At 41.2% G+C, this 25,319-nt stretch carries 28 protein-coding genes; 7 read left to right on the top strand and 21 right to left on the bottom strand.

Annotated elements, in window-relative coordinates; translation table 11 throughout:
* Positions 1-54: 54 nt before the first annotated feature.
* A complete protein-coding gene (locus M4S28_RS10055) occupies positions 55-237 on the top strand; it encodes a hypothetical protein (protein ID WP_019822664.1) in 183 nt (60 codons plus the stop codon).
* A gap of 441 nt (positions 238-678) precedes the next feature.
* On the opposite strand, the gene M4S28_RS10060 is transcribed toward M4S28_RS10055, so the two are convergent.
* The 5 genes from M4S28_RS10060 to M4S28_RS10080 all read right to left on the bottom strand — a co-directional run bounded on the left by M4S28_RS10060 (position 679) and on the right by M4S28_RS10080 (position 2,981).
* Positions 679-924: a hypothetical protein gene (locus M4S28_RS10060; protein WP_019824186.1), complete on the bottom strand. Its 246-nt coding sequence runs from the start codon at positions 922-924 to the stop codon at positions 679-681.
* Between the two features lie 111 nt (positions 925-1,035).
* On the bottom strand, positions 1,036-1,269 hold the full coding sequence (locus M4S28_RS10065) for an RstC protein (protein WP_249631730.1): 234 nt from the start codon (positions 1,267-1,269) through the stop codon (positions 1,036-1,038).
* Between the two features lie 66 nt (positions 1,270-1,335).
* Positions 1,336-1,551: a hypothetical protein gene (locus tag M4S28_RS10070; protein ID WP_032499644.1), complete on the bottom strand. Its 216-nt coding sequence runs from the start codon at positions 1,549-1,551 to the stop codon at positions 1,336-1,338.
* Positions 1,548-1,829, bottom strand: a complete 282-nt coding sequence (locus tag M4S28_RS10075; protein ID WP_102270860.1) for a single-stranded DNA-binding protein — start codon at positions 1,827-1,829, stop codon at positions 1,548-1,550. Before M4S28_RS10075 ends, M4S28_RS10070 begins: the two co-directional genes overlap by 4 nt.
* Positions 1,830-1,838: 9 nt before the next feature.
* Positions 1,839-2,981: a phage/plasmid replication protein, II/X family gene (locus M4S28_RS10080; protein WP_076647604.1), complete on the bottom strand. Its 1,143-nt coding sequence runs from the start codon at positions 2,979-2,981 to the stop codon at positions 1,839-1,841.
* 121 nt (positions 2,982-3,102) lie between these two features.
* Between M4S28_RS10080 and M4S28_RS10085 the strand changes: the two genes are divergently transcribed.
* Positions 3,103-3,621 carry a helix-turn-helix domain-containing protein gene (locus M4S28_RS10085; protein ID WP_249631731.1) on the top strand — a complete coding sequence of 173 codons (519 nt, stop codon included), beginning with the start codon at positions 3,103-3,105 and terminating at the stop codon, positions 3,619-3,621.
* Positions 3,622-4,759: 1,138 nt separating this feature from the next.
* Here the strand turns inward: M4S28_RS10085 and M4S28_RS10090 are convergent.
* From M4S28_RS10090 to M4S28_RS10110, 5 genes are all read right to left on the bottom strand, one after another.
* Positions 4,760-5,005 carry a hypothetical protein gene (locus M4S28_RS10090; protein WP_019824186.1) on the bottom strand — a complete coding sequence of 82 codons (246 nt, stop codon included), beginning with the start codon at positions 5,003-5,005 and terminating at the stop codon, positions 4,760-4,762.
* Between the two features lie 111 nt (positions 5,006-5,116).
* On the bottom strand, positions 5,117-5,350 hold the full coding sequence (locus M4S28_RS10095) for an RstC protein (protein ID WP_249631730.1): 234 nt from the start codon (positions 5,348-5,350) through the stop codon (positions 5,117-5,119).
* A gap of 66 nt (positions 5,351-5,416) precedes the next feature.
* Positions 5,417-5,632 carry a hypothetical protein gene (locus M4S28_RS10100; RefSeq protein ID WP_032499644.1) on the bottom strand — a complete coding sequence of 72 codons (216 nt, stop codon included), beginning with the start codon at positions 5,630-5,632 and terminating at the stop codon, positions 5,417-5,419.
* Positions 5,629-5,910, bottom strand: a complete 282-nt coding sequence (locus M4S28_RS10105) for a single-stranded DNA-binding protein (RefSeq protein ID WP_102270860.1) — start codon at positions 5,908-5,910, stop codon at positions 5,629-5,631. The genes M4S28_RS10100 and M4S28_RS10105 overlap by 4 nt, the downstream gene beginning before the upstream one ends.
* 9 nt (positions 5,911-5,919) lie before the next feature.
* On the bottom strand, positions 5,920-7,062 hold the full coding sequence (locus M4S28_RS10110; protein WP_076647604.1) for a phage/plasmid replication protein, II/X family: 1,143 nt from the start codon (positions 7,060-7,062) through the stop codon (positions 5,920-5,922).
* Positions 7,063-7,183: 121 nt separating this feature from the next.
* Here M4S28_RS10110 and M4S28_RS10115 point away from each other — a divergent pair, with 121 nt between their 5' ends.
* The 3 genes from M4S28_RS10115 (at position 7,184) to M4S28_RS10125 (ending at position 10,902) form a co-directional block, all read left to right on the top strand.
* A complete protein-coding gene (locus M4S28_RS10115; protein WP_249631731.1) occupies positions 7,184-7,702 on the top strand; it encodes a helix-turn-helix domain-containing protein in 519 nt (172 codons plus the stop codon).
* A gap of 1,476 nt (positions 7,703-9,178) precedes the next feature.
* On the top strand, positions 9,179-9,853 hold the full coding sequence (locus M4S28_RS10120) for a hypothetical protein (RefSeq protein ID WP_108100428.1): 675 nt from the start codon (positions 9,179-9,181) through the stop codon (positions 9,851-9,853).
* A gap of 446 nt (positions 9,854-10,299) precedes the next feature.
* Entirely contained in the window at positions 10,300-10,902 is a 603-nt protein-coding gene (locus tag M4S28_RS10125) for a DUF2971 domain-containing protein (protein ID WP_029224369.1), read from the top strand.
* 98 nt (positions 10,903-11,000) lie between these two features.
* On the opposite strand, the gene M4S28_RS10130 is transcribed toward M4S28_RS10125, so the two are convergent.
* The 4 genes from M4S28_RS10130 to matP form a co-directional block, all read right to left on the bottom strand.
* A complete protein-coding gene (locus M4S28_RS10130; protein WP_108100429.1) occupies positions 11,001-12,221 on the bottom strand; it encodes a hypothetical protein in 1,221 nt (406 codons plus the stop codon).
* A 146-nt stretch (positions 12,222-12,367) separates the two neighbouring features.
* Positions 12,368-12,676: a hypothetical protein gene (locus tag M4S28_RS10135; RefSeq protein WP_102504398.1), complete on the bottom strand. Its 309-nt coding sequence runs from the start codon at positions 12,674-12,676 to the stop codon at positions 12,368-12,370.
* A gap of 106 nt (positions 12,677-12,782) precedes the next feature.
* A complete protein-coding gene (locus M4S28_RS10140; protein ID WP_108117409.1) occupies positions 12,783-13,091 on the bottom strand; it encodes a DUF3634 family protein in 309 nt (102 codons plus the stop codon).
* Positions 13,092-13,114: 23 nt separating this feature from the next.
* Positions 13,115-13,570, bottom strand: a complete 456-nt coding sequence (matP, locus tag M4S28_RS10145) for a macrodomain Ter protein MatP (RefSeq protein ID WP_004733655.1) — start codon at positions 13,568-13,570, stop codon at positions 13,115-13,117.
* A gap of 188 nt (positions 13,571-13,758) precedes the next feature.
* On the opposite strand from matP, the gene M4S28_RS10150 reads away from it, so the two are divergent.
* Positions 13,759-15,411 (top strand): AAA family ATPase, encoded by a 1,653-nt coding sequence (locus tag M4S28_RS10150; RefSeq protein WP_249631732.1) that lies wholly within the window; start codon positions 13,759-13,761, stop codon positions 15,409-15,411.
* Positions 15,412-15,481: 70 nt separating this feature from the next.
* Positions 15,482-15,997, top strand: a complete 516-nt coding sequence (fabA, locus tag M4S28_RS10155) for a bifunctional 3-hydroxydecanoyl-ACP dehydratase/trans-2-decenoyl-ACP isomerase (RefSeq protein ID WP_010440782.1) — start codon at positions 15,482-15,484, stop codon at positions 15,995-15,997.
* A gap of 249 nt (positions 15,998-16,246) precedes the next feature.
* Here the strand turns inward: fabA and rmf are convergent, their stop codons facing one another.
* The 7 genes from rmf to pyrD form a co-directional block, all read right to left on the bottom strand.
* A complete protein-coding gene (rmf, locus tag M4S28_RS10160) occupies positions 16,247-16,420 on the bottom strand; it encodes a ribosome modulation factor (protein WP_017074275.1) in 174 nt (57 codons plus the stop codon).
* A gap of 160 nt (positions 16,421-16,580) precedes the next feature.
* Positions 16,581-18,344, bottom strand: coding sequence for a DUF3466 family protein (locus tag M4S28_RS10165; RefSeq protein WP_249631733.1), 1,764 nt, complete (start codon positions 18,342-18,344; stop codon positions 16,581-16,583).
* Between the two features lie 9 nt (positions 18,345-18,353).
* On the bottom strand, positions 18,354-20,270 hold the full coding sequence (locus tag M4S28_RS10170) for an ABC transporter ATP-binding protein (protein ID WP_249631734.1): 1,917 nt from the start codon (positions 20,268-20,270) through the stop codon (positions 18,354-18,356).
* Positions 20,248-20,466 carry a glutaredoxin family protein gene (locus tag M4S28_RS10175; RefSeq protein WP_004733650.1) on the bottom strand — a complete coding sequence of 73 codons (219 nt, stop codon included), beginning with the start codon at positions 20,464-20,466 and terminating at the stop codon, positions 20,248-20,250. The genes M4S28_RS10170 and M4S28_RS10175 overlap by 23 nt, the downstream gene beginning before the upstream one ends.
* Before the next feature lie 67 nt (positions 20,467-20,533).
* Positions 20,534-22,654: a bifunctional 23S rRNA (guanine(2069)-N(7))-methyltransferase RlmK/23S rRNA (guanine(2445)-N(2))-methyltransferase RlmL gene (gene rlmKL, locus M4S28_RS10180; protein WP_017088510.1), complete on the bottom strand. Its 2,121-nt coding sequence runs from the start codon at positions 22,652-22,654 to the stop codon at positions 20,534-20,536.
* A gap of 579 nt (positions 22,655-23,233) precedes the next feature.
* A complete protein-coding gene (locus M4S28_RS10185) occupies positions 23,234-23,782 on the bottom strand; it encodes a cell division protein ZapC (protein ID WP_004733648.1) in 549 nt (182 codons plus the stop codon).
* 205 nt (positions 23,783-23,987) lie between these two features.
* Positions 23,988-24,998 (bottom strand): quinone-dependent dihydroorotate dehydrogenase, encoded by a 1,011-nt coding sequence (gene pyrD, locus M4S28_RS10190; RefSeq protein ID WP_017077215.1) that lies wholly within the window; start codon positions 24,996-24,998, stop codon positions 23,988-23,990.
* Between the last annotated feature and the right edge of the window lie 321 nt (positions 24,999-25,319).

Raw genomic sequence — 25,319 nt, forward strand, 5'->3', positions numbered from 1 at the left:
AAAAATACAACTGCATACTAAAATACATGGATAACATCACAAACTGAGGTGCATATGACACAAAAATACACATCGCTAAGAGTTAAAGAAGAAAACAAAATGAAACTGGAAAGAGTGGCGATAGATATCAGCTATGAAACAAAGGAATCTGTAAAGTGGACGGATGTGGCAAATTATCTATTTGAGAATTACCTACAAGAAGCAAAAGCAGACATGATCCATAAAAAAAGAGATTAGAAAACTTAACCACATGGTACTGGAGGGAACTAAGGTAGACTCGCTACGCTCAAACACTGGCGCGTTACACTTGCGAATACACGGTGAAGGCTGACAGTTCCGTGGAATTTACCCCCGTAATACTAGACGGGGGTTTTCGCTCCGCGCCATGTTGGGGCCCTCCCGGCGAAACGGGCCCCTCCCAACATTTGGTGCTCACGAAAACAAAACGGCTAGGAATTAAGAGGAGGTATGTCATTTTTTAACATACTGGTATGTCATGCAATGACAAACTCGAAATGTTAGTGCAGGTATTATGCGTAGTTATGTTACGGGCTATCACTAGCAAGCGATTCTCGTTCCTAACATGTACGGCCAGCCGACAATGAGTAAGTCTCTCGCCCACCCTTGCCGCGTTCTAGGCAAAGCAAACCCTCAACATAACTCTACTAATAATACGCACTAAGAGCTAATTTGTTTAAGACCGTCTAAGGCGTCCAGATAACCAGAAACGGCCTTACCATTACGATACAGCTTATCTCTAAGCTGCTCATTCTTGCGAACCTCTGATAAGTAAAGCTCTCGATACTTCAAAGCCTCATAACCGCCCTTGATTAGTGCCTTACTCATTGTAGACGTGTTGGTTTGGTCTTTTAGGTCTGAAAGCATTTTCTCATGCTCTGTTGTGTCTCGAATTGTAATTGCCATCATTTTTCCTTTCTGCAGAAATTGCCTGGTTTAATTATGATAGCAAAATAATAAATCGAGTCCAGGAGCCGGTGCGCGTTTTGATAGCAAACATAAAAACCATAATACGCACTAAGGCGTAAGTTCTTTCTGAGGGCTGTCTAGCTGCTCTTGAGCCTGAATCTGTGGGTAGATTCGAATAAAGCTAAGCATGCTCTGTAACGTCTCAATTTCTTCCATCATATGAAATGCTAATTTGTCGCCTATTTCTTCGGTGTAAGAACCTGAATTTAAGAAAAGAGACATATCGTGAAGATCATTAACCTTGTCGGAAACATCCGTTAGCGTGTACTCTTGGAAACTCATAATTAACTCTCGTATAGTTGATTGTGATAGAAGCCCGTAGCTGTTCTAGCAGTTACGGGCTTTGTTTTATTTGGTAATGAGTGGTTCTGATTCTGTCAGAACTCTCAATGCTGATTGGCAATTAGGACACTCAATTTTTGAAAGAAATGCACCAATGAAAACCTCATCTTCAAAGAATGGTTTGTAACAAGATGTACACTGATATTTAGGGTCATCCTCACGGCTCACCATGGTCAGTCCACCTTTGTAGTGAATGGTACGCTTAGGTAAATTCCAAATCATAAATCCAACTCCAGAGGTGTGATGATTTTTCCGTACTTCTTTAGCTCCACAGTGCCAAAGTTATTAACGATATAAGAAGAGCTATGAAAGGTATAAAATCCGGCTTCATAAGGTGGTTGACCTTCTTCCAGTTGAACCTTTGTGAGCGTTGGAAAACGACCTTGTAAATGCGCATAAGCGTCTTGTTCGTAAATAGTACGTGGTGGCTTGCCGTCTTTCCCTGGCATGGTTCTGGGTGTAACTCTTACGTCTTCTTTGAATACTTCGATTTTTAACATGGTGTTTTCCTATGCGTAGGCTTTGAAAGGTAAAATATTAGTTTCGGCTACAACTGGCATCTTGTACCAAGGCGGAATCTTAAGTGGCTGAACCTCGATAACCTCAGAACGTTTAAGCGTTGGACACATCCGACTAACATCGAATTGTTGACCGATATCGATACCGATCGCTTTTAGGCGCGCTTTGTGTTCGTAAAATTGACTATCTTTTAAAACACTTCTTAAATTTGTTCCGTGTTGCCACATAATGGCGTAACTCTGCGTTGCATTGGCTGCTTGTCGGCTCTTAACTACGCCTAGTGATAAAAGTTGGTCTGCAAAGGATTGATGCTCGTCGTGTGATATGTGTGTTGTTTTCATAGCATTCTCAATATCTTGTAAGTGTTTATAAAAGTCTTGTTCTGTAGTGATGCCGTAAAATTGTAAGTCGTGTCGTTTTAATAATGCCTGTCTCAAACTGTGCTCTTCTCGAACAACACCGAATGATTCGCAGTAATCAATAAGCTTGTTCACGTAATTTAATGCCTCTTGTGATACTCCTTCTTTTTTGCGTTGGTCTTTTAATAAATGTCTCTGTAAATCAACCGATTTTGCATATAGCTTGTCCATTATCCACGTAGAGCCTTCCCCCCAGTTACATGTATTGCCATCAGGATAGAGCTTAGGTTTTCGGCCTCGACCAATTTGCATAGAAGAAAGACCTCGAATAAAAGAGCGTTCATTACCCTTCCCTACAGCTAAATTTCTAGTCCAATCTATCGATGTAATTTCAGCACCATTACCAATCAATGAAGACGATTTACCATCAGCCGATTGACGGTGAGCAAAGCGAGTATTTTTAGTGAACGGAGGCAAGTCATACGAAGCTAAAATATGGTTATAAATTGCTACACATTCATCAAGCGTCTGCAATCCAAATAGGTTGTCCATACGTTGCCAGCGCGACGGGTTCCCCTCGACTCGAACGCGAGTTCCATTACATCGAATAGTTAACTTTGTACTGTATGAGCCCTCTAATATTTTTTGGTTAACTGTGGGTGGAAGATTTTCACCAGTTTCTAATTCAACCCTTTCGATAACATGACGCCCCACAAGAGGAAGATTTCCCTCATGGTGATCTTGTTGCATGAAAAGTTGGTCAATAAAGAACAAATGAAAACCCTGTCAAGAATCAATACAAACACTTTTATGTATGTACACAGATATAAATGTATGGCTGAATAATATGATATATAAAAGTAGGTGTAAACTTAAACTTAAATAGGGTTTTGATATGGATTACGTAAATATGAGTGTTGGTAGCGTTCTAAAAGACAAACGAATTGAATTGAATATCAAACAAGAAGATATTGCAGAACAGATGAAAGTGACGGTACAAACCGTAAGTAAGTGGGAAAGAGATATTACCGAACCCAAAGCAACCCAAGTTTCAAAGCTAAGTCAGATTCTCAAAATTTCAGAGAAAGAAATCTGCAGCGGTGACATTCAAAGTCAAAAAATTGATCCTCTAGATTTTGTTAGGCGCGTTGGGATATTAATGCAGCATGTGCCACATACAGAAATGCTAATAGGTATGCATAAGTATATTAATGATACGGAAGGATTCATCCGTATGCTTTCTCAGGTATCAGAGTACCCTTTCGAGCTCTTTGATATTGAAGCAAGAGAAGACGAAATTCGTCATGCAAAGTTAGTATTAAAAGTAATCGAGAATGGCCAACTTGATGCTAGCGAAGAAGAAATAAAGAAAGCAAAAGAACATGCCATTAAAGTTCTAGATAAAGAGAAATAGTCCGGATGTCCGGAGTTAGTTGGGGTGTTACAGGAACCCCAACCCTTCGGGTGACCGATTGAGATTTTGAAGATGACCTTTTGAGGTCATTTTTTTATGGTTGGAGAATGACAAAGTGAAGACCTCGAGGTTATTTCATTTAGGACCCTTCCCCGACGAAACGGGGCCCCTTCCCAAATGAATAACTCTCTCCTATTTTCCTTCTCACCGTCCTTGCTCAGTCTTCGCCGTCCTTGTTCGTCGTCAAACGTCGAGTAATCGATAGAAACGAAAATTGGGAGTGCTCTGTACCAAAAAGCTATTCTGGCAAAATGAAAGGAAGGTTTTGTGATCTTCTTTGGAGGGAGTAACGCTTCGCTGCTTTTCGGGCATTTGGGGGAGCGATGCCCAAGAACTGTATCGAGTGCCCTTATCCCTGCGGGGCTAGTTCCGCTCATCCTCGTCGCTTGCGGTCGGGTGTCTGATTTGTAATAACCACCACCTAATAGAGAAGTACCGAAGTTCTTGGTCTCAGACCAAAAAAGCAATCAACGCGTCACGTTTGCGCGTAACTTAAAAGCATGCAATGATACGAATCCTACTTTATAAGTAGAAACGAGAAAAACCACAATTAAGTGGCCTTTCGAATTCAACCCTACAGCTAGATTGAGCGTCTTCTCTGTAGGGTTACTTTAAAACTCAGAGGTAAAAATGAAATACATAGAGATATTAATAAAAATCTTAAAGTTAGCAGACAAAGCTCTTGAAGTTCTGAATCAATTACTTGGAGTTCTGAATCAATTACTTGAAGTTCTGAATCAATTAATAGGCTAACTATTAAACTTTATGTGGGGCAAAGTTAGAGCTGAGCTCCACAATCATCTAATCATCTAATCATCTAATCATTTCAACTGTTATCAAATGATGTATGTTTCTCTTTACATTGTCAACGTGTTTACAGCAATTTGATGGGGAAGAATTGTAGGATTAATGCGCATTGTGCAAATTATGTTACGGGTTAACTTCTAACAACGATTTTCCTAACGAGCATCAAAAAGGCCGGACAAGCCGACCTCCTCATTGAGCATGTTACTCACCCACGTTCTTATTCAGTTAAGCAAAGCGAACCACTCAACATAATTTAGACCCATAATACGCACTAAGAGCTAATTTGTTTAAGACCGTCTAAGGCGTCCAGATAACCAGAAACGGCCTTACCATTACGATACAGCTTATCTCTAAGCTGCTCATTCTTGCGAACCTCTGATAAGTAAAGCTCTCGATACTTCAAAGCCTCATAACCGCCCTTGATTAGTGCCTTACTCATTGTAGACGTGTTGGTTTGGTCTTTTAGGTCTGAAAGCATTTTCTCATGCTCTGTTGTGTCTCGAATTGTAATTGCCATCATTTTTCCTTTCTGCAGAAATTGCCTGGTTTAATTATGATAGCAAAATAATAAATCGAGTCCAGGAGCCGGTGCGCGTTTTGATAGCAAACATAAAAACCATAATACGCACTAAGGCGTAAGTTCTTTCTGAGGGCTGTCTAGCTGCTCTTGAGCCTGAATCTGTGGGTAGATTCGAATAAAGCTAAGCATGCTCTGTAACGTCTCAATTTCTTCCATCATATGAAATGCTAATTTGTCGCCTATTTCTTCGGTGTAAGAACCTGAATTTAAGAAAAGAGACATATCGTGAAGATCATTAACCTTGTCGGAAACATCCGTTAGCGTGTACTCTTGGAAACTCATAATTAACTCTCGTATAGTTGATTGTGATAGAAGCCCGTAGCTGTTCTAGCAGTTACGGGCTTTGTTTTATTTGGTAATGAGTGGTTCTGATTCTGTCAGAACTCTCAATGCTGATTGGCAATTAGGACACTCAATTTTTGAAAGAAATGCACCAATGAAAACCTCATCTTCAAAGAATGGTTTGTAACAAGATGTACACTGATATTTAGGGTCATCCTCACGGCTCACCATGGTCAGTCCACCTTTGTAGTGAATGGTACGCTTAGGTAAATTCCAAATCATAAATCCAACTCCAGAGGTGTGATGATTTTTCCGTACTTCTTTAGCTCCACAGTGCCAAAGTTATTAACGATATAAGAAGAGCTATGAAAGGTATAAAATCCGGCTTCATAAGGTGGTTGACCTTCTTCCAGTTGAACCTTTGTGAGCGTTGGAAAACGACCTTGTAAATGCGCATAAGCGTCTTGTTCGTAAATAGTACGTGGTGGCTTGCCGTCTTTCCCTGGCATGGTTCTGGGTGTAACTCTTACGTCTTCTTTGAATACTTCGATTTTTAACATGGTGTTTTCCTATGCGTAGGCTTTGAAAGGTAAAATATTAGTTTCGGCTACAACTGGCATCTTGTACCAAGGCGGAATCTTAAGTGGCTGAACCTCGATAACCTCAGAACGTTTAAGCGTTGGACACATCCGACTAACATCGAATTGTTGACCGATATCGATACCGATCGCTTTTAGGCGCGCTTTGTGTTCGTAAAATTGACTATCTTTTAAAACACTTCTTAAATTTGTTCCGTGTTGCCACATAATGGCGTAACTCTGCGTTGCATTGGCTGCTTGTCGGCTCTTAACTACGCCTAGTGATAAAAGTTGGTCTGCAAAGGATTGATGCTCGTCGTGTGATATGTGTGTTGTTTTCATAGCATTCTCAATATCTTGTAAGTGTTTATAAAAGTCTTGTTCTGTAGTGATGCCGTAAAATTGTAAGTCGTGTCGTTTTAATAATGCCTGTCTCAAACTGTGCTCTTCTCGAACAACACCGAATGATTCGCAGTAATCAATAAGCTTGTTCACGTAATTTAATGCCTCTTGTGATACTCCTTCTTTTTTGCGTTGGTCTTTTAATAAATGTCTCTGTAAATCAACCGATTTTGCATATAGCTTGTCCATTATCCACGTAGAGCCTTCCCCCCAGTTACATGTATTGCCATCAGGATAGAGCTTAGGTTTTCGGCCTCGACCAATTTGCATAGAAGAAAGACCTCGAATAAAAGAGCGTTCATTACCCTTCCCTACAGCTAAATTTCTAGTCCAATCTATCGATGTAATTTCAGCACCATTACCAATCAATGAAGACGATTTACCATCAGCCGATTGACGGTGAGCAAAGCGAGTATTTTTAGTGAACGGAGGCAAGTCATACGAAGCTAAAATATGGTTATAAATTGCTACACATTCATCAAGCGTCTGCAATCCAAATAGGTTGTCCATACGTTGCCAGCGCGACGGGTTCCCCTCGACTCGAACGCGAGTTCCATTACATCGAATAGTTAACTTTGTACTGTATGAGCCCTCTAATATTTTTTGGTTAACTGTGGGTGGAAGATTTTCACCAGTTTCTAATTCAACCCTTTCGATAACATGACGCCCCACAAGAGGAAGATTTCCCTCATGGTGATCTTGTTGCATGAAAAGTTGGTCAATAAAGAACAAATGAAAACCCTGTCAAGAATCAATACAAACACTTTTATGTATGTACACAGATATAAATGTATGGCTGAATAATATGATATATAAAAGTAGGTGTAAACTTAAACTTAAATAGGGTTTTGATATGGATTACGTAAATATGAGTGTTGGTAGCGTTCTAAAAGACAAACGAATTGAATTGAATATCAAACAAGAAGATATTGCAGAACAGATGAAAGTGACGGTACAAACCGTAAGTAAGTGGGAAAGAGATATTACCGAACCCAAAGCAACCCAAGTTTCAAAGCTAAGTCAGATTCTCAAAATTTCAGAGAAAGAAATCTGCAGCGGTGACATTCAAAGTCAAAAAATTGATCCTCTAGATTTTGTTAGGCGCGTTGGGATATTAATGCAGCATGTGCCACATACAGAAATGCTAATAGGTATGCATAAGTATATTAATGATACGGAAGGATTCATCCGTATGCTTTCTCAGGTATCAGAGTACCCTTTCGAGCTCTTTGATATTGAAGCAAGAGAAGACGAAATTCGTCATGCAAAGTTAGTATTAAAAGTAATCGAGAATGGCCAACTTGATGCTAGCGAAGAAGAAATAAAGAAAGCAAAAGAACATGCCATTAAAGTTCTAGATAAAGAGAAATAGTCCGGATGTCCGGAGTTAGTTGGGGTGTTACAGGAACCCCAACCCTTCGGGTGACCGATTGAGATTTTGAAGATGACCTTTTGAGGTCATTTTTTTATGGTTGGAGAATGACAAAGTGAAGACCTCGAGGTTATTTCATTTAGGACCCTTCCCCGACGAAACGGGGCCCCTTCCCAAATGAATAACTCTCTCCTATTTTCCTTCTCACCGTCCTTGCTCAGTCTTCGCCGTCCTTGTTCGTCGTCAAACGTCGAGTAATCGATAGAAACGAAAATTGGGAGTGCTCTGTACCAAAAAGCTATTCTGGCAAAATGAAAGGAAGGTTTTGTGATCTTCTTTGGAGGGAGTAACGCTTCGCTGCTTTTCGGGCATTTGGGGGAGCGATGCCCAAGAACTGTATCGAGTGCCCTTATCCCTGCGGGGCTAGTTCCGCTCATCCTCGTCGCTTGCGGTCGGGTGTCTGATTTGTAATAACCACCACCTAATAGAGAAGTACCGAAGTTCTTGGTCTCAGACCAAAAAAGCAATCAACGCGTCACGTTTGCGCGTAACTTAAAAGCATGCAATGATACGAATCCTACTTTATAAGTAGAAACGAGAAAAACCACAATTAAGTGGCCTTTCGAATTCAACCCTACAGCTAGATTGAGCGTCTTCTCTGTAGGGTTACTTTAAAACTCAGAGGTAAAAATGAAATACATAGAGATATTAATAAAAATCTTAAAGTTAGCAGACAAAGCTCTTGAAGTTCTGAATCAATTACTTGGAGTTCTGAATCAATTACTTGAAGTTCTGAATCAATTAATAGGCTAACTATTAAACTTTATGTGGGGCAAAGTTAGAGCTGAGCTCCACAATCATCTAATCATCTAATCATCTAATCATTTCAACTGTTATCAAATGATGTATGTTTCTCTTTACATTGTCAACGTGTTTACAGCAATTTGATGGGGAAGAATTGTAGGATTAATGCGCATTGTGCAAATTATGTTACGGGTTAACTTCTAACAACGATTTTCCTAACGAGCATCAAAAAGGCCGGACAAGCCGACCTCCTCATTGAGCATGTTACTCACCCACGTTCTTATTCAGTTAAGCAAAGCGAACCACTCAACATAATTTAGACCCATAATACGTACTGAATGTGTTAGAGCAATTTAGTAATGTCTGGTTTGAGCCATTTTAAAATGTCCTCCTAAGCTTACCTATATCGGTCTGCTTAGGAATTATCCGGATGCTTATTACAATGGACGTTTGTGGCCGTCAAGTTAGCTTAAGCCCTCCTGATAGAGTTGGTATGAGCATTTGTTTTTATGTAGCAAAGAACGAGTCCTATCAAAAACACGGTTTCTCGATTCAATGAACCAATCAATACCACCAATCAGGCAGTCAAAATAACCATTTTAAATCAATGATATAAAAGTAGTTGCAAGTTTCATCTATACTCCGTCGCTGTATTAAATCGGAGCCAAAATTTTGCAAACAAACAATGACCAAAAGCAAGCAATTATCTTATGCGCACTACTAATCATTGGATCTACTTTCTTTAATGTTGACCTAATGGTGGCGAGTACTGGTGAGCAAGTCATCTCCTTTGTTTCTGCGTTTATCACATACGTTGCCATTATTTGTTTGTTCTTACGATTCACTAATGTGGACGTTATCAGTTCTAATTATCGAATCTTGATCGGTGTTAGTTTTGTTGGCATGACGATCTTAGAGAATGTTTACCCGGTCATCCTGTACAGTGACCAAATATTTATTACTGAGTACTACGTTATCTTTTGCATCGAACTCGTTCTAAGTATCTACGTTACGAACGTCATAATTAATGTATCCAATATACTTGGCATGTTGGGAAGGCTCTCTCTACTCGATTCATTGCAGGCGAAGAGAAAAGTAAGACGAGATTCAAAAGCTGAAGCAACTCGGGTATATAAAAAGCTCTATCCAGTATTGGAGCTCCTTCTTGATCAAGGCTATAGTTTTGATTCACTGGAAGTTAAAGGTATTGTTAAAGTGTTAGGCGACTTGCCAGCATTGGGAAAGAAGCGAAAGAACTTCGCTAAATCTTATCTCAGAGATGAATTCACATTACGTAAGTTACCGCGTGATCCTTCACACTTAAAAGGGCAAACGCTGTGGCATTAATATCTTCAGATAAAACACTGACACCTAAATCAATTGTCCGTTAGCGCACTTCGGCATTGCATCAACAGACGTGTCAGACCAATCGACTTACGTCATCGCTAGATAAAGCGTTAAACACACTATCGCACTCTCATTGGTAAGGCCGTATGCCATCAATTTTTGGCCTTTCTGGGCTGTAGCTAGTTTCAGCCTCAAGAAGGAGTTGTTAAAACTTCCAAGCAATCCAACAAGTTACGTTGTATCTTCCTAAAAAGCTACAACTTGAAAGCTTAGCCTTTATGCAAAACAAACCACTTAAACCGGTCACTATTTCGTGTTTAAATTTTGATCTATCAAACAGTTGTGCCAATAAATTTGGTGATTAAGCAATCAAATGCTATGCATTCGGGTATGAGTTATGAATTAAAGTGTTAACATCAAGCAATGTTGTAAACTAGGTGTTTGATATGTTGCCTAAACTTTATAAGTTCAGATCTCTCCACGACAGAAACATACAATCTATTGCCGAATGTTCGTTATGGTTTGATTACGCTAAGACCTTTAATAACCCATTTGAGTCTAACCATCTGCTCGACAAAGAACTTCAGAACGATTTCAAGGTTGTGTGTTTTTCTCAGTCAAGTGACCACCCAATACTATGGTCTCAGTATGGCGACAACTTTAAAGGCATGTGCATCGAGTATGATCTCAATTGTTATAATGGTGAGGCCAAGCTCAATTGCTTTGGAGTCCAGTATGAAGACGACCCAAACATGTTCCACTTAGAATCGTTGAATGAATTCCAAACATCTGAATTGGATGTAGAAATATTTAAGATCAAGCATTCTAATTGGCGCTACGAAAAGGAATATCGCTGGGTGTTGCCTGATGAGGAGATGCTCGGCAATAAGCTGTACCTTAATAGAGAATGCCTAAGTTCTGTGATCCTCTCTGAACACGCTCCTGCCGACAGGAAGCTTAAAGTTCTGATGACTTGCCAACGCCTTGGTATTCCCGTTAAGCACGCAACAGCAAAACAAGAGTCGTTTACATTCGAAGTGGTCAGTTAAAATAACACAACCAACTGATTATTATTGAAAAACTAGCAAATTACCAGAAGTTGCAGTGTAACAAAAAGGGAGCCACATTTAATGTGGCTCCCTTTTATTTACATGTTCGTCGTCAGTTGTCCTGGCACTCTAGCCTGCATTTGTTCAATTGTCGTTATAGACATTTGAACTGTGGAAAACCAATAAGGGCGATGCTTAACGTTAAACAATTCGCTGTTATCCAACGCTTCGAAAATAGAAAACTTTCGACCTTGGGCGAGAGCCGCGCCATAAACTGTTCGCTCAAGCACGGGGATATCATTCACTTCCTCTAGAAGCGCCCTCTTAATGAACAGATTACTTGGGCTCCAATCTACAAATTCAACGAGATTTTTTAGTAGCTTAAGCTCCAATTTCTCTACCATTACTTCGAGAAACTGTGTGTTTGGTATCACCTCTGTACAAGCATAATATTCATCATGCTTGTCACTTGCTTCACGATAGCCAAGCATCGTTTTTACCAATGCATCTTCAAAAGTTGAAGAAAAGTGGTTACAAATCAAGAATAAAGGCAGAACTCTCAAAACACCTAGTAGAATACCGACGTTAGGATCTTTTACCGACGTTTCTTGAAGTCGAATTCGAGTCGCATTTGAAGTCACTACCAGATGCTGCCAAACCTTAGGCGAGATGTGCTTGATGTTGCCATCACTCCATTTAATAAGCTGTTGGCTCATCAGCAATGGAAACAACAAACGACAGTTCTCGATACCTATTTGCCGCGCTGCAACTTTAGGGTCGAGAATTACCTTGGATTTTTTACCGTACTTTTCATTGAACTCACGATTGGAAACAAACTCGATTAAGCTTGAACTCAATGCACTACTTTTAGCTGATATTTCATGAAGCTTAGAAAAATTTAAGGATGGCGAATAGCCAACATTAGCGAACTGGTTGTAGTCTGGTAGCTCTGAAAACAATGTGCTTATTAAGGTCCCTTGAAGCTTCTCAAGCATAAGCTCCGAGGCTGCATTACTTACATCATCGACCACGTAACGCAGTGTTTGTTGCTTCGCGACGACTTTCTCACGATGAGCGTTAACTCTATCTTGTTCACAACGCAATAAAATACGTTGATTGTGAGATATGCGGTCAGATTCATCAAAAATAACGCTATCACAGTATCTATTTTCCAAACTCAGTAATGTATCTACCGTAGATTGTTCGAGTTTATACTCCGGAGAGATCAGCCACCGATTAAAGCGAGCCTCAACATTGATAGAGACTTTTCTAGATATCTCAATCACTTCAGGGGGGTAATTTTTATGTGCTAACAACAACAGTGACTTTCCTTTGCCCTAAATGCTCTTTTGTCGGCATATCCTGCCTTTATAATAAAACTAATATTAATAGAAATTAGAGATTGGTTCACGTAATTGTTTCAATAAAATTAAGGTCATTTAGTTATAGTGCATGATATGGATTATTATGTGATATGGAGGCGGATGTACTTTTCAGGAAAGCTGTATTTGAACTTTTTCTTCCTCGGTAAGTGCTTTTTAGCTTGTTTGCATACTTTGCTATCGCCAGATGCCCTAACCTTTTTAATTCTGGCAAAACCTTTAGAGTGCTTCATTTCTATCATCAGGTCGCAATAACCATCAAAATCAATATTACTCTTATTGAGCCCTTTCAGCACTGTGGCTTTGATTTTTTTGGCTACGGGGTTAACCAATGCATCATCGGCAAAAACGAATGGGGATAAAAAACACGACAAGAATATTAGATATCTCATACTGCTCTCTCTTTATTGGGGGTGAGAACAGTATGCTTACAGTTTAGGGGGGATGAATAGTTAACTAAGTATGACGTTTTACAAGATAACTCGTAATTCTCGACAATTACGCTTTCTTTGAACCTTTGGATTTAAATCCATTATGCGGAAATACGTTACGAATACGTTGTTGAACGCTTTTAGGTACATCTTTAGTAAATTTGAGATTGTAACCAGAGCGCTTCGCATACACTTTCAACTCACCCTTGAAGGCATTATTGTGGCCAATTTCTTGAAGGTTGTGCTTAAAGCTCGGTGGAAGATGACCTTTAACTTGTTCGATCGCCCCGTCACTAAATTTGATTTTCAATACCGGCCGATCAACTGCGACTAACCAAAAAACCAACGCTGCACCAATTAAGATTACATACATCATAATGTCACCACTACTGTTGACGGTTATTTATCGTCAGAAAGGAGCTTACTCAAATCTTCTTTAAGGCTAGTAACTGTCTTGCTGGCCTGCTCACTTCGAGACGCTTCGCTAACCAAATACTCTATCGCATCAGATAACGTACAACCGAGTTCGTTTGCTCGTTGAGATAACTTCTCCCAGACTCGATAATCAAGATCGATAGACTTCTTTTTAGTATGAACTTGCTCAGCGTTGAAATGGCGCTTACGTTTGGCTCTGATCGCTTGCTTGAGTTTGTTATCAAGCTCAGGCGACATGTTATTTGAGATCCACTCAAGAACCCCTGTAGGTTGGTGTTCTAGCTCCAACAAAGCTTTCACGGCAACATCAGCTTCACTTGAATCTATATGGCAAGTGATTGAATCACCTTCTTTCCATTTTTTTACCAAGTAGTTCCATTTCCAACCACATTCTAAATTTTCAAGCTGCTGATATTTCATGTCTAATCTCGAGAGTTAACCTAGTGACAGCGTAACCCATAATAGGTCACTTAACAATTATTGTCTTGAAAGAATAGACCAAGATCATACTTATATTAGCTTAGTGTTTAGTAACTACAACATAGACCTATATGAGTCCTCGGTTTTTCTATATACTCCCTACCTTATTATCATAATCAGACATTTAAATGACTCAAGTAGATTGGCGACATGTTACGCCTCAGTACGATGAATATAGCGCTCAACTAGAGCAATTTCCTGACATCTCTCCTTTCACATTCTCAGATATTCAACATAGATTTAGAGATGCGCTAACCCGTTTTGTACGCCTATCCAATCTTTCACGAGTTCTACTTGTTAATGCGCCTGACAACTCAATCTATCGTCAACTTATCGTTGAATCTTTGACGACAGAATTAAAAGACGATGCTCAGCCTGTTGTAAAAACCGAATCTTTAAATGCAGCCACTTTATTTGACCAAGTTCAGTCTAAAAATGGTGAAATTGTAGCGACAAAGCCAGGTCTACTTTCCAGAGCGAACAATGGTTACCTCGTTGTCTCAGCGAATCTGATCCTTGCAAATCCAGGAAGTTGGTTGTTATTGAAATCCGCACTTCTCGGTGAAGCAGTCGAACCAATTAGCAGTTTTCCAGAGCATCTAAATCAAACGCCTATCGCTGCACTGACATACAACATTAAGTTGATTGTTGTCGGAGACCGCGCTCAACTTGGTGATCTGGATTATCTAGATGGCGATATTCAAACAGGGTTTTGCCTATTCAGTGAAATAGAACAAGATATTAAGCTTTCACACGATACTTTGACCCAATATCTTGGGTATCTAAGATGGCTTCAGCAACGTTATAACCTCCCATACATTACGCAACAGGCACTAATTGGGATTCTTACCGCTGGCGCGCGTGAGACTGAAGATCAGAGCTATATCCCTTTATGCCCTATTTGGCACAATGCGCTATTGAGCGAAGCTTTAGTTGAAGCGGACAATGGTGACATTGATATTCACCATATTCAGCAAGCTCAACAACACAAATACAACCGCGAGTCTTACCTTCCTGAACGTGCTCTCGATGATATTCGAGATGGCCAAGTCATCATCGAAACTGAGGGTGAACAAGTAGGACAAGTTAACGGCCTGACGGTTATTGACGTTCCTGGACACCCTATTTCTTATGGTGAACCAGCTCGTATTTCCTGTGTTATTCACTTTGGCGATGGTGACATTACCGATGTAGAAAGAAAAGCAGAGCTTGGTGGCAACCTTCACGCTAAAGGCATGATGATCATGCAAGCGTTCGTAAGCAGCGCGCTAAACCTTGAAGATCCGTTGCCATATGCTGCTTCTGTTGTGTTTGAGCAATCATACTGCGAAGTTGATGGCGATAGCGCTTCCCTTGCTGAGCTTTGCTCTCTAGTAAGTGCTTTGTCGGAATACCCTATCAATCAACAAATAGCGGTAACCGGTGCTGTCGACCAATTCGGTCGTGTACAAGCCGTTGGTGGGCTAAACGAGAAAATCGAAGGCTTCTACCATGTGTGTAAACACAACGGGCTAACTGGCGAACAAGGTGTGATCCTTCCAAGATCTAACTTAAGACACCTTGCTCTGAAGCCAGACCTAATTGAAAGCATCAAAAACAAAGAGTTCCATATCTGGTCTGTGTCTAATGTAGATGAAGCGATTCCTCTTATTATGAACGCACCATTTAGGGACGAAGAACAAGAAAGCGTTCTGAGTAAAATCGCGGAACGTATTGAAAACTTTGAAAGACATGAGCACCCTATTGGAATCGTTGGACGCATTAAAAACTGGTTTGTCTAGTACTGATCGGACTTGTTTAGCGTACACCTGTTCACTAATATGCACCTATCAAAAATCGGAGTAATTGATAATGCAAAACAAACGTGATTCTTACACTCGCGAAGATCTTCTAGCATCAAGCCAAGGCGAACTATGGCCAGAAGGTCCTCAACTACCAGCACCGAACATGTTGATGATGGATCGCATCACTAAAATGTCTGAGACTGAAGGTGATTTCGGTAAAGGTTTGATTCTTGCTGAACTGGATATTACTCCTGACCTATGGTTCTTCGACTGTCACTTCCCTGGCGACCCAGTAATGCCTGGTTGTCTAGGCCTTGATGCAATGTGGCAGCTTGTTGGCTTCTACCTTGGTTGGGTTGGCGGCAAAGGAAAAGGCCGTGCTCTAGGTGTTGGTGAAGTTAAATTCACTGGCCAAATCTTACCTACGGCTAAAAAAGTAACTTACGAAATTCACATGAAGCGTGTTGTTAACCGTCGCCTAGTAATGGGCCTTGCAGACGGTCGCGTTCTTGTTGATGGTAAAGAGATCTATGTGGCTAAAGATTTGAAAGTTGGTCTTTTCCAAGACACATCAGCATTCTAGTCTAATAGTTAGATTTTTAATAAAGCAGCCAATGGTTGCTTTATTTTCATTCCAATACATTTAGTTATAGTGCACTAAGATGTAGCTAAGTAACTCTCATCAATTATATGTCCACCAGCGAAACAATCTTAAATCACTTTCTAAGCAGCCAGTTCTCGGTTTATAAGGCCTTGTATGGTTCTCAGAAACTAACAAGGCTCCAGCTGTTATACAACATGGAGCCTTGACCTTTGAATATGTTCGCCCTATCTACTTATAGAGACCTGAATGCTTATCATCTTTGGCATCACGCCAACCACCTAACCAATACGATTTAGAATCCATTTGGCTGTATGGGCAAGCTTCTTGTGACCTGCCGTTTAAACCAGCTTTGTAACCTTGAGATTGTGCTCGTTCTAGGCGATCACGCTTTTGTCTCTTCATAGTGCAGTCCTCATACGGGTGTTCGTTTACTAACATACAATGATTACAACTTCGTGGAGTTTTGTTGACTCCAACTTTAAGAATCGACCACTTTTGCACTTTTCTCAAGGCGAAAAAAAGCCCGAGTTCAGAATTGTGAACTCGGGCTCAAGAGATAAAATTATTTAAATTTTCTACGGAACCCTAACAGGCCAAGCACAGTCAAACTTAACCAACCTAGGCTACCGCCTTGACGATCAACTTTCTCTGTATCAGTGCTACGAGTTTGAATATCCGCTTTAGTAGCTCCGGCAATTGGAATCAACTTAACAGCTACTACTTTTTCTACCGCGTTAGATGCAGCGCCGCCACAATACGAGTTATGAGACGTTGTATCATATGCTTGTGTTGCTCCACCAACGGTACACTTGATAGCAGTTGCTGAGATCACACCTGCATCATTGATATCCGTCGCATCAATAACCCGAAAATGGTTGTTAGCATTCGAGTAATCTTGCCCATCTGCATTTGCACCATTTGTTAGATCATCTAACCACCAAGATTTGCTTTCAAACAGCGCAATCCTTGATGCGTCAGTACCAGTCGCTTGATACGGGTAAATAAAACCACGGTGTCTACGCTCACTACCATCTACTTCACGAGTCGTCTCAGCGTCAATTTGGCCGACAAACTCATTGAAGTTGTTGACGGCTTTAGCTTCGCCGCTCGAACCACCAAAGAAGATACCACCAGACAAGTATGTTGCAGTCGGGTTTTTAGCATCCGTTACAACGAAAATTTTGTTACCTGCACTGCCACTCTCTGGCACATAACCGTTACGCTTAGCATAGCCAACAGCAAACAAATTGTCGTTAATATCGGTCGCTACAGAGTTACTGTATCTTGCATCATCATTTGATGAACCAGACTTAACCTCTGCGCCGCTAATCTCTTTAGTTGTCCATGTTGCATTGGTAAGGTCTAGTGAGTCGCTCACAAAAACACTTGCATTCATGTCTTGCAAGCTACCGTTACCATCAGCAGTGTTGTAGCCTACACCGTAGAAAATATCTACTGCGGGCTGATCGTCTGTTTGTCCTATAGTAATAGATCGCATGCTACCTTGGGCGAAGTAGTCATCCTGTTTAGCGTCACCACTTCGGAGCCAATTAATTTCTTCAGTCGTTGTACCGTCCCAAATAGCCGCTTTTGAACTAAATGCCTTATCAGGTTCAGAAGTACCTGTCGGAACTTGCTCTACAGATACACTACCTACATTATAAACAGTACTGTTTGCAGTTATCGCTTTCCATGCTCGAGTTTCTGAAGTACCAGTAGGCGCAGCTGTCGTCGTAAACAACGCATTATTACGGATACCACCTTCAGATTTAACGCCAACAGGTTTAGCATCGTCATCTAGAGAATTGATTACCGTATTACGGCTTTCAAATGTCTCCCCACCTTCAACGAATGCTCTCGCATTGACGTACGTAAGGTCATTCCTTTCCTTACTCCATGTATCGTTCCAACGGTTTTGCGCCCAACTCTCACAGGTCGAATATCTCAGCTCTCTATAACAATAGTTTTCGAAATCATCGAATTCTTGAATATATTGAAAAGGAGCATCCATTGCGAAAGGAACTTCTTCACGATAACTAACAGCTTCAAGAGTATCGCGAGTTTCGCCAGCAAGTTTAAATGTACTATCCGCACAATTAGTTGCATTAGAATCAAAGCAACCTAGAGGTAACTCATCATCAGGTAATGTTGGCAATACTGCGTTAACGTTTACAGCTTTACCAGGCTGAATCGCAACACCAAATATTTCAGATGCACCAGTAATAGAAGGCGTTACTTCAACTACCTTGTAAAGCGCAGCGTTGGCATTAGTTGCAGCCAAAACTAGGGCTGCAACTGTTGTTAATTTAAATTTAGTACAAGTCATTATTACTTCTTAACTTTCCTGTTGTAGTGCCTCGAGCTCTTCCCAGCGCTCAAAAGCAACTTCAAGCTCCTGCTCTACTGCAGATAGCTTATCTAATACTGGTTGTGTCTGCTCTACAGATTTTGAAAAGAAGCTTGGATCGTTGACTTCTTCCTGAAGAGTTTCAATTTGAGTTTCCAATTCTTCTAAACGCATTGGTAGCGCTTCTAGTTCTCGTTGTAGCTTATACGATAACTTCTTAGGTTTAGCCTTAACTGCCGCAGTTTTGGGAGTTTCCTCAACAACTTTTTCAGTCTTTGCTGGCTTTTCAACCTGACGATACTCAAGTGCTTGTGCTCTTTGTTTCTGAGCATCGTGGTAACCACCAACAAACTCTTCAACTACGCCGTTACCTTCAAATATCCAACTCGTCATTACCGTATTATCAACAAACTGACGATCGTGGCTCACGAGAAGCAACGTGCCCTCATAGTTGGCAAGCAAATCTTCTAAAAGTTCCAATGTTTCGATATCTAAATCATTGGTAGGCTCATCGAGAATCAACAAGTTATTCGATTTAAGGAAAATACGAGCCAATAACAATCGGTTTTTCTCGCCACCAGACAGTGCTTTAACAGGGGTACGAGCACGTTTAGGAGAGAACAAGAAATCTTGTAAGTAGCTCAGTGCATGACGTTCACGTCCGCCTACGGTTACTTCTTGCTTACCATCAGCCAGGTTATCAATCACCGACTTCTCAGGGTCTAGAATTTCACGGTATTGGTCGAAGTAAGCCACTTCCAGTTTAGTACCACAATGCAAACGACCTGAATCAGGTTTAAGTTGATCAAGAAGCAGTTTAAGAACCGTACTCTTACCACAGCCATTTGGCCCGATAAGTGCGATACGATCGCCGCGCATGATGTTGAAACTAAAGTCAGTAACGATCTCTTTGCCTTCAAATGCAAAGTTAAGGTTCTCTGCTTCAAATACGATTTTACCTGAACGTGCAGACGTATCGATTTGGATATTCGCTTTACCTTGTACTTCACGACGATCTTGACGCTCTTCACGAAGCTTTTTAAGAGCACGAACACGGCCTTCATTACGCGTACGACGCGCTTTGATGCCTTGACGAATCCAAACTTCTTCTTGCGCTAGCTTTTTGTCAAATTCTGCGTTTTGCATCTCTTCAACACGTAGCGCTTCTTCTTTCTCTAGCAAGTAGTTGTCGTAGTCACCAGGGAAAGAACTTAGCTTGCCACGGTCAAGGTCAACAATGCGTGTTGCCATTGATTTAATAAAAGCACGGTCATGCGAGATAAAGATGATTGAACCACGGAAGTCTTTTAAGAAAGCTTCTAACCATTCGATCGTTGCTACGTCTAAGTGGTTGGTAGGCTCATCAAGCAGTAATACATCTGGGTCACATACAAGCGCACGTGCAAGTGCAGCTTTACGTTGCCAACCACCTGACAGTTCCGTCAGTTTAGTATTTGCTGTTAGTTTAAGAGCAGCAAGAACATTACTTACGCGATCTTCAAAACGCCAAGCATTCGCATGATCCAATTTTTCTTGAACGCGAGTAAGGCGGTTTAAATTCTTTTCGCTAGGATCTTCTGCAATAACATCAAGTAAGTTGTGGTATTCCTTAAGCAACTCACCTATTTCAGCTAAACCACCAGATACGTATTCGTAAACAGAGCCCTGCTCATTACGAGGAGGATCTTGCTCTAAACGAGATACAACCACATCTTGTGTGATCTGCATCTTGCCGTCATCCATGATGATGTTGCCAGACAAAATCTTCATCAACGTTGATTTGCCTGCACCATTACGGCCAACCAAACACACACGTTCGTTTTCTTGCAGTGCGAAATCCGCACCATCTAATAATGGGTGATCGCCAAACGCTAATTGCCCATTATGAATTGTAAGTAATGCCATTCTTCTTTAACCAATCGTTAAGTTCTAACAAGCCAAAAGGCCAGTTAAGCTCTGAGTGTTTAGACAAGTCAGAGCTTTCAAATTTGAGTACCGGAATAGTGACCCCGTAACGGGAGAAGAGCTCATCATCCAATGCGATATCCACCACATTGATCTGATGACTTATATTCAGCTGTTCCGTGAGTTTGAATGCCATCTCACATAGATGGCACCCTTCTGTACTGTAGAGAGTCAGCACTATATATCCTTATACAATCTCTTAATTACTTATGAGTAATCAGCCAGCAGTTATGAATGTGCTTGTTGCGAGAGAAATCCAGAGGCAACGTCTTAGACGAGATATTCTGAGCTTTAAGACCCAGCTCTTCCAGACCTTCCATATCCATCTTGAAATGACGCTTATTGTTAGAGAACACAATCGTGCCTTCTTCTCTTAGAAGACGCTTTAAATCTTCCATCAATTGGATGTGATCACGCTGAACATCAAAAGATTGATCCATACGCTTAGAGTTTGAGAATGTTGGTGGATCAATAAAGATCAAGTCGTAAGATCCTTGTTCTTTTGCCAACCATTGTAAACAGTCTGCTTGAACAAATTGATGTTGACGACCAACACGGCCGTTCAGTTCCATGTTCTCTTTTGCCCACTCAAGATATGTGTTCGACATATCCACAGTCGTTGTAGAGCGAGCGCCACCTACTGCAGCATGAACAGAAGCGCTGCCTGTGTAAGCAAACAGGTTCAAGAAGTCTTTACCACCAGCCATCTCACCAATACGGCGACGAGTGATCTTATGATCTAAGAACAAGCCTGTATCTAGATAGTCATGAAGGTTAACAATCAACTTAACGCCGTATTCGTTTACTTCTAGGTTAGAAGAGTCTTGAGCCATCTTCTGGTATTGAGAACGGCCCTTCTGCTTCTGACGAACCTTAAGCACGACGTTGTTCGCTTCAACGCCAGTCACTTGGATAGAAGCACGGATGATATCGGTTAAGCGACGCTTAGCTTTGTCTTCCGGCACATCTTTAGGCGCTGCGTATTCTTGAATCACAAGGTGACCCGGATACACGTCAATCGCTACATTGTATTCTGGTAAGTCAGCATCGTAGATACGGTAGCAATCTAGTTGCTCTTTCTTAGCCCACTTACCGATTTTGCCGATGTTCTTTTTAAGACGGTTCGCGAAATCAGGAGCAATCAACTGTTCTTGCTCGCCAGTTGGACGCTCAGACATAGGACGGTCTGAAATTGAGTAGTTCTTCTGGTGACACGGTAACGCACCGTTATTCAGTTTGAACTGTTTGTCTGCACGCATACGTAAGCAGCTAAGTAATTCATCAGAGCTTGAGAAGATAGACGCGTTGCAACCGCCAAACTCAGCCTTCAGTTGAGCACCAAATGCTGTGTACAGTGCAATCAAGCCCGGCTCTGTACCTAAACGCTCACCATAAGGAGGGTTTGACACAATCACACCATCATTGAACTCTGCAGGGCGTTTAAGCTTTGCTGCGTCACCTACTTCGAATTCAATCAACTCTTCAACGCCAGCACGACGTGCATTGTCACGCGCCGTTTTGATCATGCGTTCGTCGTTGTCATAACCGAAGAACTTACATTCGACTTTCTTAACGCCACGACGGCCTTGAACGTTCGCTTCTGCTTTCACTTCAGCCCAAAGCTCTGGTTCGAAATCTTCTAGTGATTCAAAACACCATTTCTGACGTTTCACACCTGGTGCCATGTTTGCAGCCATCATCGCCGCTTCAATCACTAACGTACCTGAACCACACATAGGGTCTAAGAAAGGTTTCGTTGCATCCCAACCACTACGAAGAAGAATCGCTGCAGCAAGAGTTTCACGCAGTGGTGCGCGACCGGATTCTGGACGGTAGCCACGTTGATGAAGGCCACTACCTACCATATCCACACCAAGAATCGCTTTGTCGCGATGTAGACGAACGTGAATACGAATATCTGGATTTTCTTTACTAATAGATGGGCGCGGTAAAGACTTCTTCTCAAAGCAATCTACAACGGCATCTTTTACTTTCATCGCACCGTATTGGCTATTACGGATTTCGTTGTTCGTACCATTGAAATCAACAACGAAACGCTTAGTGCTATGGAATTGATTTACCCAGTTAACCGCAGTGGTTGATAGGTAAAGATCCATGTCGTCCATACAAGTGAATTCGGAAAGGACACGTACAAATCGAGAAGCCAAACGGCTCCACAAACAACAACGATAAATTTGCTCATTGGTGGCTTTGAATTTAACACCTGCTTGAACAGGTTTTGCGTTTGTAATCCCTAGTTGGGTTAGTTCTTCAACTAATAAATTCTCAAGGCCATTTGAGGTAACCGCTAGATATTGATTCATAGTGTTCTTTTATTGATAAAAATGAGCTCGATTATACCTGAATTTGTTACCAGAGCATCACACTAAACTCGTCTTTTCATTGAATCTTTCGACTAACTGCTTAGCAAATGGTCAGTCATGAAGCGATCGCTTACCCGCACTCCCTTACAACACAACAACTCTCAATCTCACAGAAATAACACTCATCGATAGGCTTAAACCATCAAGTGCATTTATATTCACCCTTAAACTGGTATACACCAGATTTAAATTTAGGCTGAAATTTAGCAACAAAAGACCCCAAACAGGGAATAAACAGAGGAAACCCGCTATCGATAATGAGAGAATCGGTCTAAATTGAGGTTAAAAAAGATACGTTTTTTGCAAATTAAATAAGTGAACAACGTCATTCAAATGAATGAACTACGTCGTATTTATTGAGATAGGCTTTTTTAGGCACAAAAAAATCGGCTATTAAGCCGATTATGGGGAAGGTATTACAGGTTTATTCGTAGCGATGGTTGGTCGAAATAATGCTCTAGTGATGCTCTAGTGATGCTCTAGGTTAGAGATTAGAGGTTAGAGATTAGAGGTTAGAGGTTAACCCACCATCGCAATATGCGTTTGATGAAGGATGGCATTTGCATCAGTCATTCTATCGTGCATGACTTTAATCGAGTCTCCAAAGCGTAACCCTTTTGAAGGCGTTAGGAGGAACTCTTCTAAGTCTACAAATGCACATAGGCTCGCACACTCTCCTACTTCTAATACAATGAAGTAACCAAGGCTATGCTCGTTATTCATTTGTACAATATCCCCTTCTTGAGGATATTCATGGCCAGCGCCTTGTGAGTCGAAGAACCAGCTTTTAGGCTGTACAGGCTTATGGAAACGCTTTGCAGCCACACAATAAAGTGCAAGCTCTGCTTGTCGTGGCTCAGACAGTTCTAAGCCAGAAATTTGTTCTTTGAAGGTTTGGTAGGAAGATGCATCATCAACAGTGAATTCATTATCTTTAAAAGCGCAGTCCACCAGCTTATTGCGGACCAGATTCGTTTTAAAAATCATATCCTCTCCGAGGTTTAGCATTAATGAACATTGCTGCTCATCGTAATACCAACTCCATGTATCGCTAGGTTTAAGCATCATTTCGTCTCACACTGTTGAACCATTCCATTAGGTAAAACGCAAAATTACCTTCAATTACAGTAATTTTACTGTGCGATAGGCAAAAAAAAAGAGGAAATGAATTCCTCTTTCTTATCGCTTTTCTCTACAACTCAGTGAGTTACAGTGTCTCTTTTAGTAAGACGATGCCGGATTGTAGTCTTTGGACTAAGATCGTTTTTGCGGACTATAGATTTTTGACGATGTCGCCTACAAGCCCTGGACCTTTGTAGATGAAACCAGAGTAAACTTGTACAAGCTTCGCGCCTGCCATCATTTTCTCTTTTGCAGCAACGTAAGAGTCAACGCCACCTACCCCGATGATCGGTAGTTGGTCACCCAGCTCTTCGTGAAGTTTGCGAACAACTTCAGTACTGCGAGATTGAACTGGACGCCCGCTTAGGCCACCCGCTTCATCGCAATGCTTCATGCCTTCAACAATGCTGCGATCTAATGTTGTGTTTGTTGCGATCACACCGTCGATCTTATTTTTGATCAATGATTCACAAATCTGGCTGATTTCGTCATCACTTAGATCCGGAGCGATCTTAAGAGCAAGCGGGACATATTTGCCATGCTTCGCTTCTAATTCAGATTGCTTGGTTTTTAGCTCAGACAACAGATCATCAAGTGCTTCGCCGTATTGTAGCGAACGAAGTCCTGGAGTATTTGGTGAAGAGATATTTACCGCAATGTAACCCGCGTATTGGTAAACCTTCTCCATACAGATAATGTAATCTTCCGCGCCCTTTTCAATTGGCGTGTCTTTGTTCTTACCAATATTGATACCTAAGATGCCGTCATAGTTTGACTTCTTAACATTCTCAATTAGGTTATCTACGCCTAGGTTGTTAAAGCCCATGCGATTGATAATACCTTCGGCTTCAACAAGACGGAACAGACGTGGTTTGTCATTACCTGCTTGTGGACGAGGAGTAACAGTCCCTACTTCTACAAAACCAAAACCCATTGCGCCAAATGCATCAATGCATTCGCCGTTTTTGTCTAGGCCGGCAGCAAGGCCAACTGGGTTTTTAAAAGTAAGACCCATGCACTCTACAGGTCGGTGAGGTAATTGTTGGCGATACAAAAGATCAATAGGTGTGCCGGTGAAACGTTTGAAATTTTGGATTGCAAGATCATGTGCCTTTTCGGCATCAAGTTGGAAAAAGCCAGTTCTGGCTAGACGGTAAAGCATTGTGCCTCCGATAGAAAAAAGCGCCGTGTAAACGGGGCGATATTATTTACTTATTTACCCAACTATTCAATCTATTACTGTCTGTAAGGGTAAGATAATCGAGTTTGCTAACGAAAGAGGTTTATTATTAAGCAAACGTTACCGTATCCTCCAGTGAATAGTCCATTTGACTATCATTCATGTAACGAACATCGTTTAACTCAGCCAATTAAAAGCTAACTTGACCACGCATAAGTGGCTCAAGGAAATAACTGGACACGTCATTTACTATTCAGCCAAATAACACTGTTCTGCCAAATAGCACTGTTCAGCCAAACGAAA

This window comes from Vibrio sp. J383 (genome assembly GCF_023503985.1).
GTDB classification, from domain to species: domain Bacteria; phylum Pseudomonadota; class Gammaproteobacteria; order Enterobacterales; family Vibrionaceae; genus Vibrio; species Vibrio splendidus.

Bases quoted from the DNA above. Each gene is read 5' to 3' on its own strand.
- M4S28_RS10055 (WP_019822664.1), top strand. From the start codon at position 55: ATGACACAAAAATACACATCGCTAAGAGTTAAAGAAGAAAACAAAATG.
- M4S28_RS10060 (WP_019824186.1), bottom strand. From the start codon at position 924: ATGGCAATTACAATTCGAGACACAACAGAGCATGAGAAAATGCTTTCA.
- M4S28_RS10065 (WP_249631730.1), bottom strand. From the start codon at position 1,269: ATGAGTTTCCAAGAGTACACGCTAACGGATGTTTCCGACAAGGTTAAT.
- M4S28_RS10070 (WP_032499644.1), bottom strand. From the start codon at position 1,551: ATGATTTGGAATTTACCTAAGCGTACCATTCACTACAAAGGTGGACTG.
- M4S28_RS10075 (WP_102270860.1), bottom strand. From the start codon at position 1,829: ATGTTAAAAATCGAAGTATTCAAAGAAGACGTAAGAGTTACACCCAGA.
- M4S28_RS10085 (WP_249631731.1), top strand. From the start codon at position 3,103: ATGGATTACGTAAATATGAGTGTTGGTAGCGTTCTAAAAGACAAACGA.
- M4S28_RS10090 (WP_019824186.1), bottom strand. From the start codon at position 5,005: ATGGCAATTACAATTCGAGACACAACAGAGCATGAGAAAATGCTTTCA.
- M4S28_RS10095 (WP_249631730.1), bottom strand. From the start codon at position 5,350: ATGAGTTTCCAAGAGTACACGCTAACGGATGTTTCCGACAAGGTTAAT.
- M4S28_RS10100 (WP_032499644.1), bottom strand. From the start codon at position 5,632: ATGATTTGGAATTTACCTAAGCGTACCATTCACTACAAAGGTGGACTG.
- M4S28_RS10105 (WP_102270860.1), bottom strand. From the start codon at position 5,910: ATGTTAAAAATCGAAGTATTCAAAGAAGACGTAAGAGTTACACCCAGA.
- M4S28_RS10115 (WP_249631731.1), top strand. From the start codon at position 7,184: ATGGATTACGTAAATATGAGTGTTGGTAGCGTTCTAAAAGACAAACGA.
- M4S28_RS10125 (WP_029224369.1), top strand. From the start codon at position 10,300: ATGTTGCCTAAACTTTATAAGTTCAGATCTCTCCACGACAGAAACATA.
- M4S28_RS10135 (WP_102504398.1), bottom strand. From the start codon at position 12,676: ATGAGATATCTAATATTCTTGTCGTGTTTTTTATCCCCATTCGTTTTT.
- M4S28_RS10140 (WP_108117409.1), bottom strand. From the start codon at position 13,091: ATGATGTATGTAATCTTAATTGGTGCAGCGTTGGTTTTTTGGTTAGTC.
- matP (WP_004733655.1), bottom strand. From the start codon at position 13,570: ATGAAATATCAGCAGCTTGAAAATTTAGAATGTGGTTGGAAATGGAAC.
- M4S28_RS10150 (WP_249631732.1), top strand. From the start codon at position 13,759: ATGACTCAAGTAGATTGGCGACATGTTACGCCTCAGTACGATGAATAT.
- fabA (WP_010440782.1), top strand. From the start codon at position 15,482: ATGCAAAACAAACGTGATTCTTACACTCGCGAAGATCTTCTAGCATCA.
- rmf (WP_017074275.1), bottom strand. From the start codon at position 16,420: ATGAAGAGACAAAAGCGTGATCGCCTAGAACGAGCACAATCTCAAGGT.
- M4S28_RS10165 (WP_249631733.1), bottom strand. From the start codon at position 18,344: ATGACTTGTACTAAATTTAAATTAACAACAGTTGCAGCCCTAGTTTTG.
- M4S28_RS10170 (WP_249631734.1), bottom strand. From the start codon at position 20,270: ATGGCATTACTTACAATTCATAATGGGCAATTAGCGTTTGGCGATCAC.
- M4S28_RS10175 (WP_004733650.1), bottom strand. From the start codon at position 20,466: ATGGCATTCAAACTCACGGAACAGCTGAATATAAGTCATCAGATCAAT.
- rlmKL (WP_017088510.1), bottom strand. From the start codon at position 22,654: ATGAATCAATATCTAGCGGTTACCTCAAATGGCCTTGAGAATTTATTA.
- M4S28_RS10185 (WP_004733648.1), bottom strand. From the start codon at position 23,782: ATGATGCTTAAACCTAGCGATACATGGAGTTGGTATTACGATGAGCAG.
- pyrD (WP_017077215.1), bottom strand. From the start codon at position 24,998: ATGCTTTACCGTCTAGCCAGAACTGGCTTTTTCCAACTTGATGCCGAA.